Annotated in this window: 15 protein-coding genes; 4 read left to right on the top strand and 11 right to left on the bottom strand. The window is 54.1% G+C overall.

The genetic code is table 11. The features are described 5' to 3' along the window. The first annotated feature begins 92 nt into the window (after positions 1–92). Positions 93–629 carry a GNAT family N-acetyltransferase gene (locus QOT07_RS06755; RefSeq protein ID WP_283602764.1) on the top strand — a complete coding sequence of 179 codons (537 nt, stop codon included), beginning with the start codon at positions 93–95 and terminating at the stop codon, positions 627–629. Between the two features lie 105 nt (positions 630–734). Continuing rightward, complete coding sequence (locus QOT07_RS25935; protein WP_020825765.1) at positions 735–818, top strand: small membrane protein YohP; 84 nt, start codon at positions 735–737, stop codon at positions 816–818. Positions 819–849: 31 nt separating this feature from the next. Here QOT07_RS25935 and QOT07_RS06750 read toward each other — a convergent pair whose 3' ends face one another. The 5 genes from QOT07_RS06750 to QOT07_RS06730 form a co-directional block, all read right to left on the bottom strand. Then, a complete protein-coding gene (locus QOT07_RS06750) occupies positions 850–1,773 on the bottom strand; it encodes a DUF808 domain-containing protein (protein ID WP_099065199.1) in 924 nt (307 codons plus the stop codon). A gap of 172 nt (positions 1,774–1,945) precedes the next feature. Next, positions 1,946–2,626, bottom strand: a complete 681-nt coding sequence (gene narI / locus QOT07_RS06745) for a respiratory nitrate reductase subunit gamma (protein WP_099065198.1) — start codon at positions 2,624–2,626, stop codon at positions 1,946–1,948. 3 nt (positions 2,627–2,629) lie between these two features. Continuing rightward, positions 2,630–3,355: a nitrate reductase molybdenum cofactor assembly chaperone gene (narJ, locus tag QOT07_RS06740; RefSeq protein ID WP_099065197.1), complete on the bottom strand. Its 726-nt coding sequence runs from the start codon at positions 3,353–3,355 to the stop codon at positions 2,630–2,632. Continuing rightward, the gene (gene narH, locus QOT07_RS06735; RefSeq protein WP_219015644.1) at positions 3,352–4,890 is read right to left on the bottom strand and encodes a nitrate reductase subunit beta; all 1,539 of its coding nucleotides are present in this window, start codon (positions 4,888–4,890) and stop codon (positions 3,352–3,354) included. The genes narJ and narH overlap by 4 nt, the downstream gene beginning before the upstream one ends. Further along, entirely contained in the window at positions 4,887–8,675 is a 3,789-nt protein-coding gene (locus QOT07_RS06730) for a nitrate reductase subunit alpha (protein ID WP_207975980.1), read from the bottom strand. The genes narH and QOT07_RS06730 overlap by 4 nt, the downstream gene beginning before the upstream one ends. 263 nt (positions 8,676–8,938) lie before the next feature. On the opposite strand from QOT07_RS06730, the gene QOT07_RS06725 reads away from it, so the two are divergent. After that, positions 8,939–10,342, top strand: a complete 1,404-nt coding sequence (locus tag QOT07_RS06725; RefSeq protein ID WP_099065194.1) for a NarK family nitrate/nitrite MFS transporter — start codon at positions 8,939–8,941, stop codon at positions 10,340–10,342. Between the two features lie 48 nt (positions 10,343–10,390). On the opposite strand, the gene QOT07_RS06720 is transcribed toward QOT07_RS06725, so the two are convergent. From QOT07_RS06720 to QOT07_RS06695, 6 genes are all read right to left on the bottom strand, one after another. Beyond that, positions 10,391–10,744, bottom strand: coding sequence for a TehB family protein (locus tag QOT07_RS06720; RefSeq protein ID WP_283602762.1), 354 nt, complete (start codon positions 10,742–10,744; stop codon positions 10,391–10,393). Positions 10,745–10,794: 50 nt separating this feature from the next. Beyond that, positions 10,795–10,974 carry a hypothetical protein gene (locus tag QOT07_RS06715; RefSeq protein WP_283604311.1) on the bottom strand — a complete coding sequence of 60 codons (180 nt, stop codon included), beginning with the start codon at positions 10,972–10,974 and terminating at the stop codon, positions 10,795–10,797. 232 nt (positions 10,975–11,206) lie between these two features. After that, entirely contained in the window at positions 11,207–11,614 is a 408-nt protein-coding gene (locus tag QOT07_RS06710) for a VOC family protein (protein ID WP_283602761.1), read from the bottom strand. 161 nt (positions 11,615–11,775) lie between these two features. Further along, the gene (gene pbpG / locus QOT07_RS06705) at positions 11,776–12,705 is read right to left on the bottom strand and encodes a D-alanyl-D-alanine endopeptidase (RefSeq protein WP_099065191.1); all 930 of its coding nucleotides are present in this window, start codon (positions 12,703–12,705) and stop codon (positions 11,776–11,778) included. Between the two features lie 161 nt (positions 12,706–12,866). After that, the gene (locus tag QOT07_RS06700; protein ID WP_283602760.1) at positions 12,867–13,970 is read right to left on the bottom strand and encodes an adenosylhomocysteinase; all 1,104 of its coding nucleotides are present in this window, start codon (positions 13,968–13,970) and stop codon (positions 12,867–12,869) included. 47 nt (positions 13,971–14,017) lie between these two features. Beyond that, complete coding sequence (locus QOT07_RS06695) at positions 14,018–14,962, bottom strand: GlxA family transcriptional regulator (protein WP_099065244.1); 945 nt, start codon at positions 14,960–14,962, stop codon at positions 14,018–14,020. A 91-nt stretch (positions 14,963–15,053) separates the two neighbouring features. Between QOT07_RS06695 and QOT07_RS06690 the strand changes: the two genes are divergently transcribed. After that, a complete protein-coding gene (locus tag QOT07_RS06690) occupies positions 15,054–15,734 on the top strand; it encodes a DJ-1/PfpI family protein (RefSeq protein ID WP_099065189.1) in 681 nt (226 codons plus the stop codon).

The raw sequence follows: 15,734 nt of genomic DNA, 5'->3' as shown, positions 1-15,734 counted from the left end.
ATCTTCAGCATAAGAAAGCCCAATTTACCTTGTCAACGTGGGCGGCGCATAATGCGCTTATCTTCTTATTTTTCAAGGTAAACAGGAACACTATGCCCCATACCACCCCGCTGATGCTTGTCGATGCCACACCAGACGACATGGTCACCGTGCAGCAAATTTACACCCATCATGTGTTGTACGGTGCCGCATCGTTTGAAGAAGAGCCGCCAACGCTGGAAGAAATGCAACAGCGGCTCAGTAAGGTGCAAGAAGCCGGGCTCCCCTGGTTGGTGGCCAAACGCGATAATCGGGTGGTGGGATACTGTTACGCCACCCCTTATCGGCCTCGCCCGGCTTACCAGTTTACCGTGGAGGAGTCGGTGTATGTCGCCGACGGGCAGCAAGGTCAGGGTATCGGCAAAGCCTTATTGGCAGAACTGATCGCCCGCTGCGAGTCAGGTCCCTGGCGCCAAATGTTAGCGACCGTCGGCAATGCCAAACACAATCAGGGTTCGTTGGCTCTGCATCAGACTCTGGGGTTTTGCAGCGTGGGCACGCTAAAGGCGGTGGGTTTTAAATTGGGCGAGTGGCGCGACACTCATATCATGCAGCGCACGCTGGGTGCCGGTGATGTCAACCGGCCCTGATTGCCAGCGCAACAGGCAATCTGCGAAATATCAACTACAGTAAATAATGATTTCATTAGGTTAGCGAAAGCTCGCGCCATCATTCAAACCTATAGGGAGAGAACAATGAAAATTATTCTGTGGATTGTCGCCATTATCTTTATCGTGGGCCTGCTCACCATCACCGGTGTTTTTAAGCTGATCTTCTAAAATGCCCCGCGCCAGCCGGCGCGGGATTTATTCAGGCTTTCAAACGCCCCCGGATCGCGCCCAGCGCCGAAACTACCAGCAGCACCACGCCCCCGGCAATCAGGCCAAACACCACGTTGAGCAATGCAGGGATCACGCCTTGCAGGATCTGGCCGAAGGTCGGCACCACGGTGGCGTACGACGCCCAGTCCTCAAACAAATGGTGCACCGGCGGCAACCCGTGGGTCAGAATGCCGCCCCCGACCATAAACATGGCGATGGTGCCGACGATTGACAGCGTTTTCATCAGATAAGGAGCTGCACTGACAATGCCGTTGCCGATAGAACGCACCAGCGCACTGCTTTTGCGGCTCAGATACAGCCCCAGATCGTCGAGTTTGACGATACCGGCCACGATACCGTAAACCCCCGCCGTCATCACAATCGCGATACCACACAGCACGATCACCTGCTGGCTGAAGGTCGCCCCCGCCACGGTACCCAACGTAATGGCGATAATCTCGGCGGACAGCACGAAGTCGGTACGTATTGCCCCTTTAACTTTGCGTTGTTCGTAGGCTGCCACATCCTCATTGGCATCCAGCGCCTCTTTTTTCTCTTCACCACCCGTTTGCTTGCTGTGGGTCAGGCTGTGGAACACCTTCTCAAAGCCCTCGTAGCACAGATAAGCACCACCCACCATCAGCAACGGTGTAATGGCCCAGGGGGCGAATGCACTGATCAGCAATGCCAGCGGCACCAGAATTGCCTTGTTGATAAACGACCCTTTGGCCACGCTCCACACCACCGGCAGCTCGCGATCGGCCTTTACCCCGGTAACCTGTTGCGCATTCAATGCCAGATCATCCCCCAATACCCCGGCGGTTTTTTTCGCCGCCATTTTGGTCATTAGCGAAACATCATCCAGCAGTGAGGCAATATCATCGATTAAAGTCAGTAAGCTACTTCCAGCCAAAGCGGTTCATCCTTTTTAAATTCATCAGTTGTCACCTGTTTAGCATAGCGGTAACTGTGCCCAAATAGCCATCAGCATGGTCGGAGTGAAGGTATTATATTGCAATGATGGAGTAAAATTGAGGCATCAAAACAACGTCACCGGGGCAAGGCTCTGCCCCGGCAGACACAGGTTATCTTCTTTTACGCACCAGTTGCGGCCGTCGCGTCAGGTACTCCAGAGGAATACTCCACACGTGCACCAACCGTGTGAAGGGGAACAGCAGGAATAAGGTCATGCCCAGCACCAAATGAATCCGATAAATCGGTGCAACACCTTGCAGGAACTCTGAGGCACCGAAACGGAATGTCACCACATGCTGCGCCCAGTTCACCAGCTTCAACATCTCGCTACCGTCAGGATGCTGAGCCGAAAACGGTATTGTGCCCAACCCTAAAGAAACCTGGATCAGCAGCAATACCAGAATCAAAATATCCGCGCCGCTGGAAATCGCCCGTACGCGTGGATTAAACAGCCGGCGATACAGTAACATCAGGCCGCCAATCAGCATCAGTGCGCCACAGGCACCGCCCATAAACATCGCCATCTGTTGTTTCACCGGCATCGGCAACCAGGATTCATACACCCAGTGTGGTGTCAGCATACCAAAAGCGTGACCAGCCAATACCCCAAGCACGCCTACGTGGAACAGGTTGGAGGCTACCCGCATCCAACGCTTATCCATAATCTGGCTAGAACCGGCACGCCAACTGTATTGACCGTAGTCATACCGCAACAGGCTACCAAGCAGAAACACCGTGCCGGCGATATACGGATAGATATCGAAAAAAAATACATCAAGGAAATGCGCCATCACTCACTCCCCTCTGGTTTGTGGCGCGGCAGCGCCAACGTCAAGATATTGCGGAGCCACAGAACCGGAGAAGCGACGCTGATGATGCTTCGCCTCTTCAGCGCTACAGCCGCCCTGCTCAACCATAAACCGCACCTGCTCTTCCTCCCATACCGCGTCCAGCGCCGCCGGCGTATCGTCACGCGCTTCTTCACGCACTTTAGGCATTAGATTTTTACTGCGTGCCTGACTGCCGGAAAGCTGAGTCAGCAGATCAAACAGTTGACCATAGCGGCTTTCCCGTTCGTGCAAGCGTGCGCCGAGCAGAGCCAGGATCGGCGCAATGCTTTCCAACCATTCCAGCGCTTCTTTCTCGGCCCCCATTGACAAGAAATCGAGAAACAACGGCAAATGGTCGGGTAATTCATAGGTATCCAACTGCAAGCCGGCCTGACGATATTGTTCAAGCAGGTTGATCATCGCCTGACCACGATCGCGCGATTCGCCGTGTACATGTTCAAACAATAACAGCGAGGTTGAACGACCACGGTCAAACAGACCGGTATATTCTGCCTGTGCGTCCAGCAGACGCCCGTTACAGCGCCAGTGGATCACGTCGGCCAACAAAGCTTGTTGTTGTGGTGACAATTCGCTGGCCTCGGGTAACGCCGCCAACAATTCATATTTCCCTTGCCACAATGCCTCATCGGGATATTCCAGCAGGCGCGAAATAATGCGGAGTGAAATCATAATTTCTGCCCCCCGGTTTTCACCCCAACATCAATGGCATCGATACGTTTGGAGTTAAACAGATCAAACTTGCTGTCGCTGCCGTGACAACCATCGCCAAAGGTAAAGCCGCAGCCATTACGCTCGGGGAAGGCGTCGCGTGCCAGTTCGCGATGGCTGGTCGGGATCACGAAACGGTCTTCGTAATTGGCGATGGCCAGATAGCGGTACATTTCCTGTACCTGCGCTTCGGTCAGACCCACTTCATCCAGGGCGCTGGTATCATGTACCCCCTCCACCGTTTCCATACGCTTGTAGTGACGCATCGCCAAAATACGTTTCAGCGAACGTGCCACCGGTGCGGTATCGCCGGCGGTAAACAGGTTGGCTAAATATTGCAGCGGAATGCGCAATGCATCGATGTCCGGCAACACACCTTTGTGAGGCAAAACACCGGCGTCAGACGCCGACTGAATAGGCGACAATGGCGGCACATACCACACCATCGGCAAGGTGCGATATTCCGGATGCAGCGGTAGCGCCAGTTTCCAGTCCATAGCCAGTTTGTACACCGGCGAACGCTGAGCGGCATCGATCACGTTCATTGGCACACCGTCCTTGAGCGCCTGCTCAATCACCATTGGGTCATTCGGGTTCAGGAATACTCCCAACTGGCGTTCATACAGATCCTGATCGTTTTCCACCGAGGCCGCCTGTTCAATGGCGTCAGCGTCATAAAGCACTACGCCCAGATAGCGGATGCGGCCAACGCAGGTTTCGGAACAGATGGTCGGTAAACCGGCTTCAAGGCGCGGATAACATAAAATGCATTTTTCCGACTTGCCGCTTTTCCAGTTGAAGTAGATTTTTTTATACGGACAACCGCTGACACACATTCGCCAGCCGCGACATTTGTCTTCGTCGATCAACACAATGCCGTCTTCTTCCCGCTTGTAAATTGCGCCACTTGGACAGCTCGACACGCAAGCTGGGTTAAGACAATGCTCACACAGTCGCGGCAGATACATCATGAAGGTACTTTCAAACTGGCCGTACATCTCCTTTTGCACGTTTTCAAAGTTCTTATCTTGCGAACGCTTGGCAAACTCGCCCCCCAGATCGTCCTCCCAGTTGGCGCTGCCGGTGATTTTGTTCATCCGTTTGCCGGTCAGCAATGAGCGCGGCCGTGCCACCGGCTGCACTTTGCCATCTGCGGCGGTGTGCAGGTGCTGGTAATCAAAGTCGAAGGGTTCGTAATAGTCATCAATCTGTGGCATATGCGGGTTGGCAAAAATATTCGCCAATACGGCAAAGCGCCCGCCCTGACGAGGCTTCAGGCGGCCATTGATCTTGCGGATCCAGCCACCTTTCCATTTGTCCTGGTCCTCCCAATTCAGCGGATATCCCAGACCCGGTTTGGTTTCAACGTTATTGAACCAGGCGTATTCGGTGCCTTCGCGGCTGGTCCAAACATTTTTACAGGTTACCGAACAGGTATGGCAGCCAATACATTTGTCGAGATTCATCACCATACCGACTTGCGAACGAATTTTCATTTTTCCACTCCCCGGCCGCCGGCCACTGCTGCCGGTTGCTCGCTGTCATGCCCTTCGTTGTCCAGCCAGTCAATGCGCCGCATTTTACGCACGATAACGAACTCGTCGCGGTTCGAGCCGACCGTACCGTAATAGTTGAAGCCGTAAGCTAATTGGGCGTAACCCCCGATCATATGGGTAGGTTTAGGGCTGACACGGGTCACGGAGTTGTGAATACCGCCACGCTGGCCAGTGATTTCCGAACCGGGGACGTTGATGGTACGTTCCTGCGCGTGATACATCATGACCATACCGGCCTGCACCCGCTGGCTGACCACCGCACGGGCCGATAAAGCGCCGTTGACGTTGAATGCTTCGATCCAGTCATTGTCTTCAATGCCCAGTTCTTTAGCATCGGTTTCGCTGATCCATACCAGTGGCCCACCTCGCGCCAGCGTCAACATCAACAAGTTGTCGCTGTAGGTCGAGTGGATGCCCCATTTCTGGTGCGGCGTCAGGAAGTTCAGCGCTTTTTCCGGGTTGCCGTTGGGGCGTTGATTAAACATCGGTCGCGTGGTGCGAGTGTCGATAGGCGGTCGATACACCAGCAAGCTCTCACCAAAAGCACGCATCCACGGATGATCCTGATAAAGCTGTTGACGACCGCTAAGCGTTCGCCACGGGATTAGCTCATGCACGTTGGTATAGCTGGCGTTATACGACACATGATCGTCTTCTAAACCGGACCAGGTCGGGCTGGAGATAATTTTACGCGGTTGCGTCTGTAGATCGCTGAAGCGAATTTTGACATCCTGCTTCCCCAGCGCCAGATGAGTATGATCACGGCCGGTCAGCTCTCCCAGCGCACGCCAGGCTTTTACTGCCACTTCACCGTTGGTTTCCGGCGCCAACATCAACACCACTTCTGCCGCCTGCTTCGCCGTATTGATCACCGGCCGACCGTCGGCATGACCTCCGCTGTGACAACGGTTGAGTTTACCGAGCAGGTCTATTTCCTCCTGGGTGTCCCAGTTGATGCCTTTACTGCCGTTGCCAAGCTTATCCAGCAGCGGCCCCAGCGAAGTAAAACGTGCGTAGGTATTCGGATAGTCGCGCTGTACTACTGCTATCGAGGGGGCGGTTTTCCCCGGGATCAGCTCACATTCACCTTGCTTCCAGTCGAGCACCTCAAGCGGCTGCGCCAGTTCGCCCGGCGAGTCATGCAGAATGGGCACCAATACCACATCGGTTTCTTCACCCAGATGGCCAACGCAGACTTTTGAAAAACTCGCCGCCAGACCTTTATAGATTTCCCAGTCGCTGCGCGACTCCCAGCACGGGTCCACTGCGGCGGAGAGCGGATGAATAAACGGATGCATGTCCGAGGTATTCATGTCGTCCTTCTCATACCAGGTGGCGGTTGGCAGGATAATGTCGGAATACAGGCAAGTCGTCGACATGCGAAAATCCAGCGTCACGACCAGATCCAGCTTGCCTTCACGCGCCTGATCGAGCCATTCCACCTCTTGCGGTTTTTGCTGCCCTTGCTGTCCGAGATCAACCTGCTGGATACCATGTTCGGTACCCAGCAAATACTTGAGCATATATTCATGCCCTTTACCGGAAGAGCCCAATAAATTCGAACGCCAAATAAACAGGTTTTTTGGGCTATTTTGCGGATCGTCCGGTTGCTCTGCGGCGAAGCGCAGGCTGCCGGATTTCAACCCGTCCACCACAAATTCCTGCGGTGTTTTTCCTTGCTGTTCAGCCTGTTTGGCAATATTCAACGGGTTGACGTTCAATTGCGGAGCGGAAGGCAACCAACCCATCCGTTCGGCTCGCACATTAAAATCAATCAGGCTGCCACCGAAACGGGATTTATCAGCCATCGGTGACAGCAGGTCCTCAGTATTGAGCGTTTCATAGCGCCATTGGCTGGAATGGTTGTAGAAGAATGAGGTGGTATTCATCTGACGTGGTGGACGGCTCCAGTCCAACCCGAATGCCAAGGGTAGCCAGCCGGTTTGCGGCCGGAGTTTTTCCTGCCCAACATAGTGCGCCCAACCACCTCCGGTCTGGCCAACACAGCCGCAGAAGACCAACAGGTTAATCAATCCGCGGTAATTCATGTCCATGTGATACCAGTGATTAATACCGGCACCGACGATAATCATCGAACGTCCGTGTGTTTTGTCGGCGTTGTCGGCAAACTCGCGAGCGATGCGAATAATATTGGCGCGCGGTACGCCGGTGATTTGCTCCGCCCACGCGGGTGTGTAAGCTTTGACTTCGTTATAATCTGTGGCGGCCAGCGAGTTATCTGCCTGTGTCGTTCCCCAGTCACGGGCAAGACCGTAATTAGCGATCATCAGGTCATAAACGCTGGCGACGTATGCCTGTGACCCCTCTGCCAGCGTAATTTGTTTCGCCGGGACCGGATGATGCAATACATCCTGCAATGCCACCGGGCGAAACTGTTCACTTTCCAATCCACCGAAGTACGGGAAGCCGACCGATACCACCGCATCCTGCTGACCCAGCAAACTCAGTTGCAGTTTGACCTCGCGCTGTGACTGCCCGGCAGTCTGGGTTAAGTTCCATTTACCCTTCTCACCCCAGCGGAAACCGATTGATCCCAACGGTGCCACCAGATCGCCGCTAAGTTGGTCAATCGCCACCGTTTTCCATTTCGGATTGTTGCTTTCCCCCAGTTCATCGACCAAATCCGCAGCGCGCAGCTGACGCCCGGCAGCATAGCTGCCGTCTTCACGCAGCTCCAGCAACACCAGCATAGGTAAATCACTGTATCTTGAGACATAATCGGTAAAGTACTGGCTAGGTTTTTGTAGATAAAACTCTTTCAGAATCACATGCCCCATCGCCAGGGCAATTGCGCTGTCGGTTCCTTGCTTCGGTGCCAGCCATTGGTCGCAAAGCTTGACAATCTCCGCATAGTCCGGAGTGATCGCGACCGTTTTGGTCCCTTTGTAGCGTACCTCGGTGAAAAAATGCGCATCTGGCGTGCGGGTTTGCGGCACGTTGGAACCCCAGGCGATCAAGTAAGACGAATTATACCAATCTGCCGATTCCGGCACGTCGGTTTGCTCGCCCCAGGTCATCGGCGAAGCCGGTGGCAAATCGCAGTACCAGTCATAAAAACTCAGGCAAGTGCCGCCAATCAGTGACAGATAACGGGCACCGGATGCGTAGGAAACCATCGACATCGCCGGAATAGGCGAGAAACCAGTAACCCGGTCCGGGCCGAAGGTTTTGGCGGTGTAAACATTGGCAGCGGCGATAAGTTCATTCATTTCATCCCAACTGACGCGCACCAGCCCACCACGCCCCCGAGCCTGTTTGTAACGCTGGGACTTTTGCGGATCGCTGACGATTGCAGCCCAAGCGTCAACCGGATCATCGTGAACTTGACGGGCTTCACGCCACAACTCAAGCAAGTGCAGGCGCACCAACGGGTGCTTCAACCGGTTGGCGCTGTATAAATACCATGAATAGCTGGCACCACGCGGGCAGCCACGCGGTTCATGATTAGGCAAGTCGGGTCGGGTTTCAGGATAGTCAGTTTGCTGTGTTTCCCACGTAACCAATCCGTTTTTGACATAGATCTTCCAACTGCATGAACCGGTGCAATTGACACCATGAGTTGATCGGACAATCTTGTCATACTGCCATCGCTGACGATAGCTATCCTCCCAATCCCGATTAGTATCAAGCGTTTGTCCGAAATCATCCGAAAACGTGTCACCCAGTTCCTTGAAATAACGGAACCGGTCAAGAAATTTGCTCATCGACATTCTCCATCAAGCCGCCAGCCGAAACCGTCGTTGTAGGTGAATAATTTTTTTATATTTAAATCAATAAATTGAATACTAATTATAAAGTAAAGTGCCGCAGCAGGCTGTTGCGGCACTTTTTTCAGGATAGACAAAAACCATGACATTGCCGTGGAAGAGGACAAGAAATAAAAATCGGATTAAGAAACGTATTTGCGAATGCGGAAACCCTCGACCAGACTAATGGCAGCGATCTTGCACATTGAGGAGCCACGGTCATGTCGCCATTGCCAAACACTGAAAAACATACCGAAAAAGGTGTTTTATCTAGCTGGAATCCCGAAGATCTCCAATTTTGGCAGCATACTGGCCACAGTATTGCGCGACGTAACCTCTGGATTTCCATCCCCAGTCTCCTGCTGGCTTTCTGCGTCTGGATGCTGTTCAGCGCCATCACCATCAACCTGAATCGCATCGGCTTTAAATTTACCACCGATGAACTGTTCATGCTGACCGCGTTGCCTTCCCTGGCCGGTGCCTTCATGCGCGTGCCCTACTCGTTCGTCATTCCGATTTTCGGTGGCCGCCGCTGGACCGCTTTCAGTACGTTAATTTTGGTGATCCCATGTTTGTGGTTGGGCTTTGCGGTACAAAACCCTGCCACACCGTATTGGGTATTTGTGATTATTTCATTGATGTGTGGAGTAGCTGGAGCTAACTTCGCCTCCAGTATGGCCAATATTAGCTTCTTCTTTCCGAAAAACCGTCAGGGCGGCGCATTGGGGTTGAATGGGGGTCTGGGCAATCTGGGCGTCAGCGTCATGCAGTTGGTGGCACCGTTGGTGATAACCAGCGCTATTTTCGGCGCTTTCACCGGCGGTGGTCAGGTCACGCCGGAAGGCGAAACGTTGTGGATACAAAACGCGGCGTTTATCTGGGTGATCCCGCTGGCAATTTTTGCCGTTGCTGCCTGGTTTGGCATGAATGACATCGCAGCAGCCAAAGCCTCATTGGGTGACCAGTTGCCGGTGTTAAAACGCCTGCATATGTGGGTGATGGCGCTGCTGTATTTGGCAACATTCGGTTCATTTATCGGCTTCTCGGCTGGCTTTGCCATGCTGTCAAAAACCCAGTTTCCTGACGTAGTGATTACGCATTATGCCTTTTGGGGACCGATGATAGGCGCGCTGGCGCGACCTGTGGGCGGAGTGCTGGCCGACCGATTCGGTGGTGCACGCGTTACCGTACTGAACTTCTTCATGATGAGCGTATTTGCTGGACTGATCTTTCTGACCTTGCCGGGCAGTAACGGCAGCGGCTCGTTCCTAGCTTTCTTCGTGGTCTTTTTGGGGTTATTCCTGACGGCAGGCTTGGGGAGCGGATCAACCTTCCAGATGATCTCGATTATCTTCCGTTATGACACCACCCGACGTGTGAAGGCCAACGGCGGGAGCGACGAAGAAGCTGCGCGTGAAGCAGCGACCGACTCTGCCGCCGCGCTCGGCTTTATCTCGGCAATTGGGGCAGTCGGTGGTTTCTTCATTCCTAAAGCATTCGGTACTTCACTGGCGCTGACCGGTGCGGCAGACAGCGCAATGAGAGTGTTTTTGGTGTTTTATATTATATGTACGCTAGTAACCTGGTGGTTCTACGTACGCACTAAAATCGATAACAGAAAATAATCTGCTCAGTGTCACGCAGCCTAAGCATGCGTGGCACTGAGCTATCGGTTAGCGCTTGCTGTTAACCACCTGACCGAACCCTTGTCCTTCCAGTTCAATCTCCGGCGCAGCGAAGAAATCCAGATTGAAATAGGTGTCCAGCGTCAATAATTCAATACGGTGCCAATATTCCGGCGGGCTGACGCCAAACTGGCCGGCGGAGATAATCACTTCAATCTCCGGTTGGCTGTCATGCTCTGATTTAAAACCAATATATTTCACCGCGCCACGCATCACCGAAAGCCGTCCATAGACCCCTTTCTTGGTGTTGTGGTGGGTTAACAACGCTTTTGGCACGCTGTCCTTGTCCCAGAACGGAGTTGAACGGGTGTGTTTATAATCGGCTGGAATACGGTATTTCATAATTAATTCTCCCGGTAAATATGGGTGAAGTCGCATCTCTGCGGTCTGGATTAACTGTTTAATGCCTTCAGCAAGCTGAAAGCCTGTTTCATATGATCTTCGCTAACGATAAATGCGCGCAATTGCTGTTGCTGTTGTTTATAACGTTTTGATAACTGCTCATAACGTAATAGCCAGCAAAGGACATGCCAGTTTTTATACTGTTGTTTTAAAACACATTTAAAACAGATAATGTCAAAATGACATCATAATCACATTGTCACCATGACACCACGATGTCAAAATGACAATACACCAGAGACGAAAAACAAATCCGGGCTTAATAGGGGATGACGAGTTATTTAAACCTGACTTCACCTTCATATTTGACGATATTTATACAGGCAATAAACTTCAAAACGCAGTATTTGGCTAATATAGGTTTTACTTTAAATACGCTATATTAGCCCTAAGCATTTATAATTATCCCCCCACATCTCCAGCCGGCACGTTCAATTGCCAGGACAAACCAAAGCGATCGTTTAACCAACCGAAACGCGCGCTGGAGCCATAGTCATCAATCGGCATCAACACTTCACCACCCTCAGCCAGACGGGCGAAAACCCGCTCCAGCTCCGCGTCGGTGGCGAAATTAACGAAAAGTGACACCGCCGGAGTAAAGCCAAAATCATGGCTGACCGGACTATCAGTGAACACCAGGTTGTGCCGCTCAAAGTCGATGGTCGCATGCCTGACCCGTCGTGGCCCATCATCGCTCTCATCATAATGCTGCAACTGTTGAACCTTGAAACCGGCGAATAACTCGCTATAAAGATCAATAGCCTGCTGGGCCTGGCCCTGAAACATGACAAAAGTAGAAACTTTGCTCATAGGATGCCGTCCTCATGCACGATAGGGTATTTATTAATGATAGCGGATGGATTAGCAACGCGAATCTACCCAAGGTAATGGGAGATATCGCTGACGGCAAGGATAAGGCGGCATCAGGGAGAAATAACGGCCCGCGGAGACTCCGCAGGCCGCAGAACGGGTTATTCGCTTTCGTTCTTCGCCAGACGGGCGTCTTTCTGACGACGATAGTCACGGGCAGCGGCCGGGATCGGCGTCACCTTACCGGTTTCGATCCAGGTGCGCAGACGGTTGGCATCGGCAAAGTGGGTGTACTTGCCGAAGGCGTCCAACACTACCAGCGAGACTGAGCGACTGCCAATCATGGTACGCATGACCAGGCAATGCCCTGCTTCATTAGTGAAGCCGGTTTTGGTCAACTGGATGTTCCATTTCGGGTTGTAAACCAGATGGTTGGTGTTACGAAACGGCAGCGTATAGTTCGGATCCTTGAAGCTGGCCATACGTTCGGTGGTGGTACTGAGTTGGCCAATCAGCGGATATTGCTTGGTAGCAATCAGCAGCTTGGTCAGGTCACGTGCGGTCGAGACGTTATGAATCGACAGTCCGGTCGGCTCCACGTAACGCGTGTTGGTCATGCCCAGCGATCTGGCTTTGGCATTCATCGCCTTGATAAAGGCGCCGTAACCGCCCGGATAATGGTGTGCCAGACTGGCAGCGGCGCGGTTTTCTGACGACATCAGCGCCAATAACAGCATGTCTTTGCGGCTGATTTCGCTGTTCAGACGTACGCGTGAATAAACCCCTTTCATTTCCGGCGTCTGATGAATATCCACCGACAGCATTTCATCCATCGGCAAATGGGCATCCAGCGTCACCATCGCGGTCATCACCTTGGTGATCGAGGCGATCGGCACCACTTCATCCGGGTTGCGCGCATACATCACATTGTGGGTCTGCATATCCACGACCATGGCGCTGCCGGAAGCCAACTCAGGCTGGCTGGCCCGAACGGCGGCGTTATTTTCGCTGGCCAGCGCGCGCGGCGCGATGCCTGCTCCTGCCTGCAATGCGAGCAGGGTTAGTACCAAAACACGTATTTTCACATGTATTACTCTGTGACGAAGAAGATGAAGGTCTTATTTGGCCGAATTATATGTGAGGGATCTGCAGTTGGCACTGGGATTATGCCAGTCGATTTGTGACAAATTCTGTCGGAAGGAAAATTGTTTAAACCGCGAGCGCTCTGGGATTAACGCCCGCGAGGAAAAAGTTACAGTGCCGGTTGCCAGGCCGACTGAGGCAACAGGTATAAACCAGGTCCCCGGCTAGCACCCTCACCCACAATATGTCCAATGCCCGCCGCCATCACCGCCAGCGTCACATCAAAGGCATTCAGGCTGTCGCCGTAGCCCGCCGTCAGGTTGAACATCGAGCCATTGGCCAGCAAATAGAGCGTTTTCTCTTCCAGTTGGTAGGCGTTTACAAACGGCATAGGCTCGCTGTGTGGCAGGCTTTGCAGGAAGCCAACGTCAATTTCCGCCGTCACATGGCCGACGTTGAGAATGAACACCCCATCTTTCGCCTGCTGCAGATGCCGTGCCGACAGCACATTTTTCGCCCCGGTCGCCGTGGCAATCACATCGGCCTGACTAACGGCACTGGCCAGTTCGACCACCGCCCAACCGTCATAACGTGCCTGCAACGCCCGAGCCGGATCGATTTCCGCCACGATCACCTGTCCGCCGTAGGCTTTCGCCGCCGCCGCAACGCCCTGCCCAACCAAACCATAACCGATCACCAGTACACATTTTTCATGCAGCGTTAAATGGGTGGTCTGGAAGAAGGTATGCCAGGCGGTCAAACCGACCATGTGCCGATTATGCAGCCCTTCTTTCACCGGTAAGTCATCCCAGTTGAAGATCGGATAGCGCGGCGCCATACCGTTCAGTCGGCTGATCCCGGAACCGGTGGCTTCCAGCCCGGCGATAATCTGCGGGCCGTCGGTTGACTGGTGCAAACGGGTAGTCAAATCTGCCCCCATTTCACACAGGTGAGTCGGCGCCCAGACCAGTGCGCGGTCGAAGGATTCGGACCAGTCGGCATCGCTCATGTCCCGCCAGGCATGGGCCTCGGCACCGCGGCGCTCCAGCCAGGCAACCACGTCATCCTGTACCGTGGTCGGGTTGCAGGTAGTCAGATAGATTGCTGCCCCCTTGTCCAGCAGGCCCGCCACCAGCGGTGCCATTTTCAGATCCAGATGCATGTTGCACGCCAGCCGCACGCCGTTTAAATCCGGCAACGCAGCTACCGCCGCCCGGGTGCGTGGCATATGGCGCATCGCCCAGTCCAGTTCGCTCTCAAAATCCTGATACATCTGTTGCTCCTCTACTGCGCCGCGCCACCTGGGCACGGCAGAATGATTTAACCGGCGCGGCTCAGGCGCTTTATCGCCTGCGGCGACAGACCAAAGACGCGAATAAATGCCCGCCGCATCCGCTCCGGATCGCTAAACCCGACGGCACGGGCGATAACCTCCAGCGCTTCGCTGCCTTCTTCTATGCGCATTCTGGCGGCCTCAACCCGCAGTTGCTCGATCACCTTGGCCGGCGTTTGGCCGGTTTCGGCACGGAATAGCCGGCCGAATTGGCGTTCACTCAGGCAAGCTGCGTCGGCCAGATCGGCCACCGTCAACGGCTGATGCAGGTGTTCGCGAGCATAAGACAGCGCACTGCGGATACGGTCTGAAGACGGATTCAACTCCAGCAACAGCGAATATTGCGACTGCCCTCCCGGGCGGCGGTGATACACTACCAGTTGTCGCGCCACGTTGGCTGCCAGTTCGCTACCGAGATCTTCTTCCACCATCGCCAACGCCAGATCGATACCGGCGGTAATGCCCGCCGAGGTCCATATCGCACCGTCGCGGATATAAATGCGATTACTGTCGACGCGAATACGCGGATAGCCCTGCTGCAACCGGGCGGCATGGTACCAATGGGTGGTAGCCCGTTTACCGTCCAACAAGCCTGCAGCAGCCAGAATAAATGCGCCGGTGCACACGCTGGCCATACGTCGCGCCTGCAGGCTTTGCCGGTGCAGGAACGCCAGCAGTGCCGCAGACTGTGTGGCCACCACATTACCGCTGCCACCGGCAATCAACAACGTATCAAAGCGCCCCTGATTAAACGCCTGTGTGAGTACTTCCACACCTGACGAGCTCGTCACGCTGCCGCCGTGCTCTGATAGTGGCAGGCAGCGGTAAGCCGGGGTCGCAGTAAACTGATTGGCGTTATCAAACGCCGCCAGTGGCCCGGCAAAATCCAGCAGGTTAAAACCGGGGAAGACCACAAAGCCGATATTTTTCATCATGGCGCTTTTTGAGGGTTATCCGTCATATCAGCCAAAAACAGGACGCTTATTATTACCCAAGTCAAATGACAAAACTGAGGCGAATATCATGTCTGAATCGTTAGTGATTGTTTTTCCGATCTATCAGGGTGTCACCCAGCTCGACTTCACCGGCCCACTGCAGTTTCTGCGCCACATGCCGGGCGCAGAGATTGTCGTTGCCTCGGTCGGTGGCGCAGATATCAGTGCCGAAGGATTGCACTTTACGCAGTTGCAGAAACTGGAAGAGGTCACGCACTGCGACGTGCTGTGCGTGCCGGGCGGTGCCGGTTGCACCCAGGCGCTGCAGAATGACGAATTTATGCGTCAGATCCGCCGTCTGGGGCCTGATGCCCGCTATTTGACGTCGGTGTGTACCGGCTCGCTGATCCTGGCCGCCGCCGGCTTACTGCAGGGCAAACGTGCCGCCTGTCACTGGTCAATGCGCGACAGCCTGGCACTGTTTGGCGCCATCCCCAGCCAGGCTCGGGTTGAGCGCGACGGTAACATTATCAGCGGCGGCGGTGTGACGGCAGGCATCGACTTCGCTCTGGCATTGATCGCTGAACTGCAGGATGAGGAAACCGCGCAAATGATCCAACTGTATCTGGAATATGCCCCGGCCCCGCCATTCCCCGGAGGAACACCGGAGCTGGCACCGGCCAATATTCTGGCGCGAGTACAGGCGCAGATGGCCGACACTCTGCCACAACGCCAGGCGCTGGTGGCGCAGATTGCCGCCCGCGGCTAG

The organism is Serratia proteamaculans (genome assembly GCF_949794035.1).
Lineage (GTDB): Bacteria > Pseudomonadota > Gammaproteobacteria > Enterobacterales > Enterobacteriaceae > Serratia > Serratia proteamaculans.
This window is presented reverse-complemented; position numbering and strand designations above follow the sequence as displayed.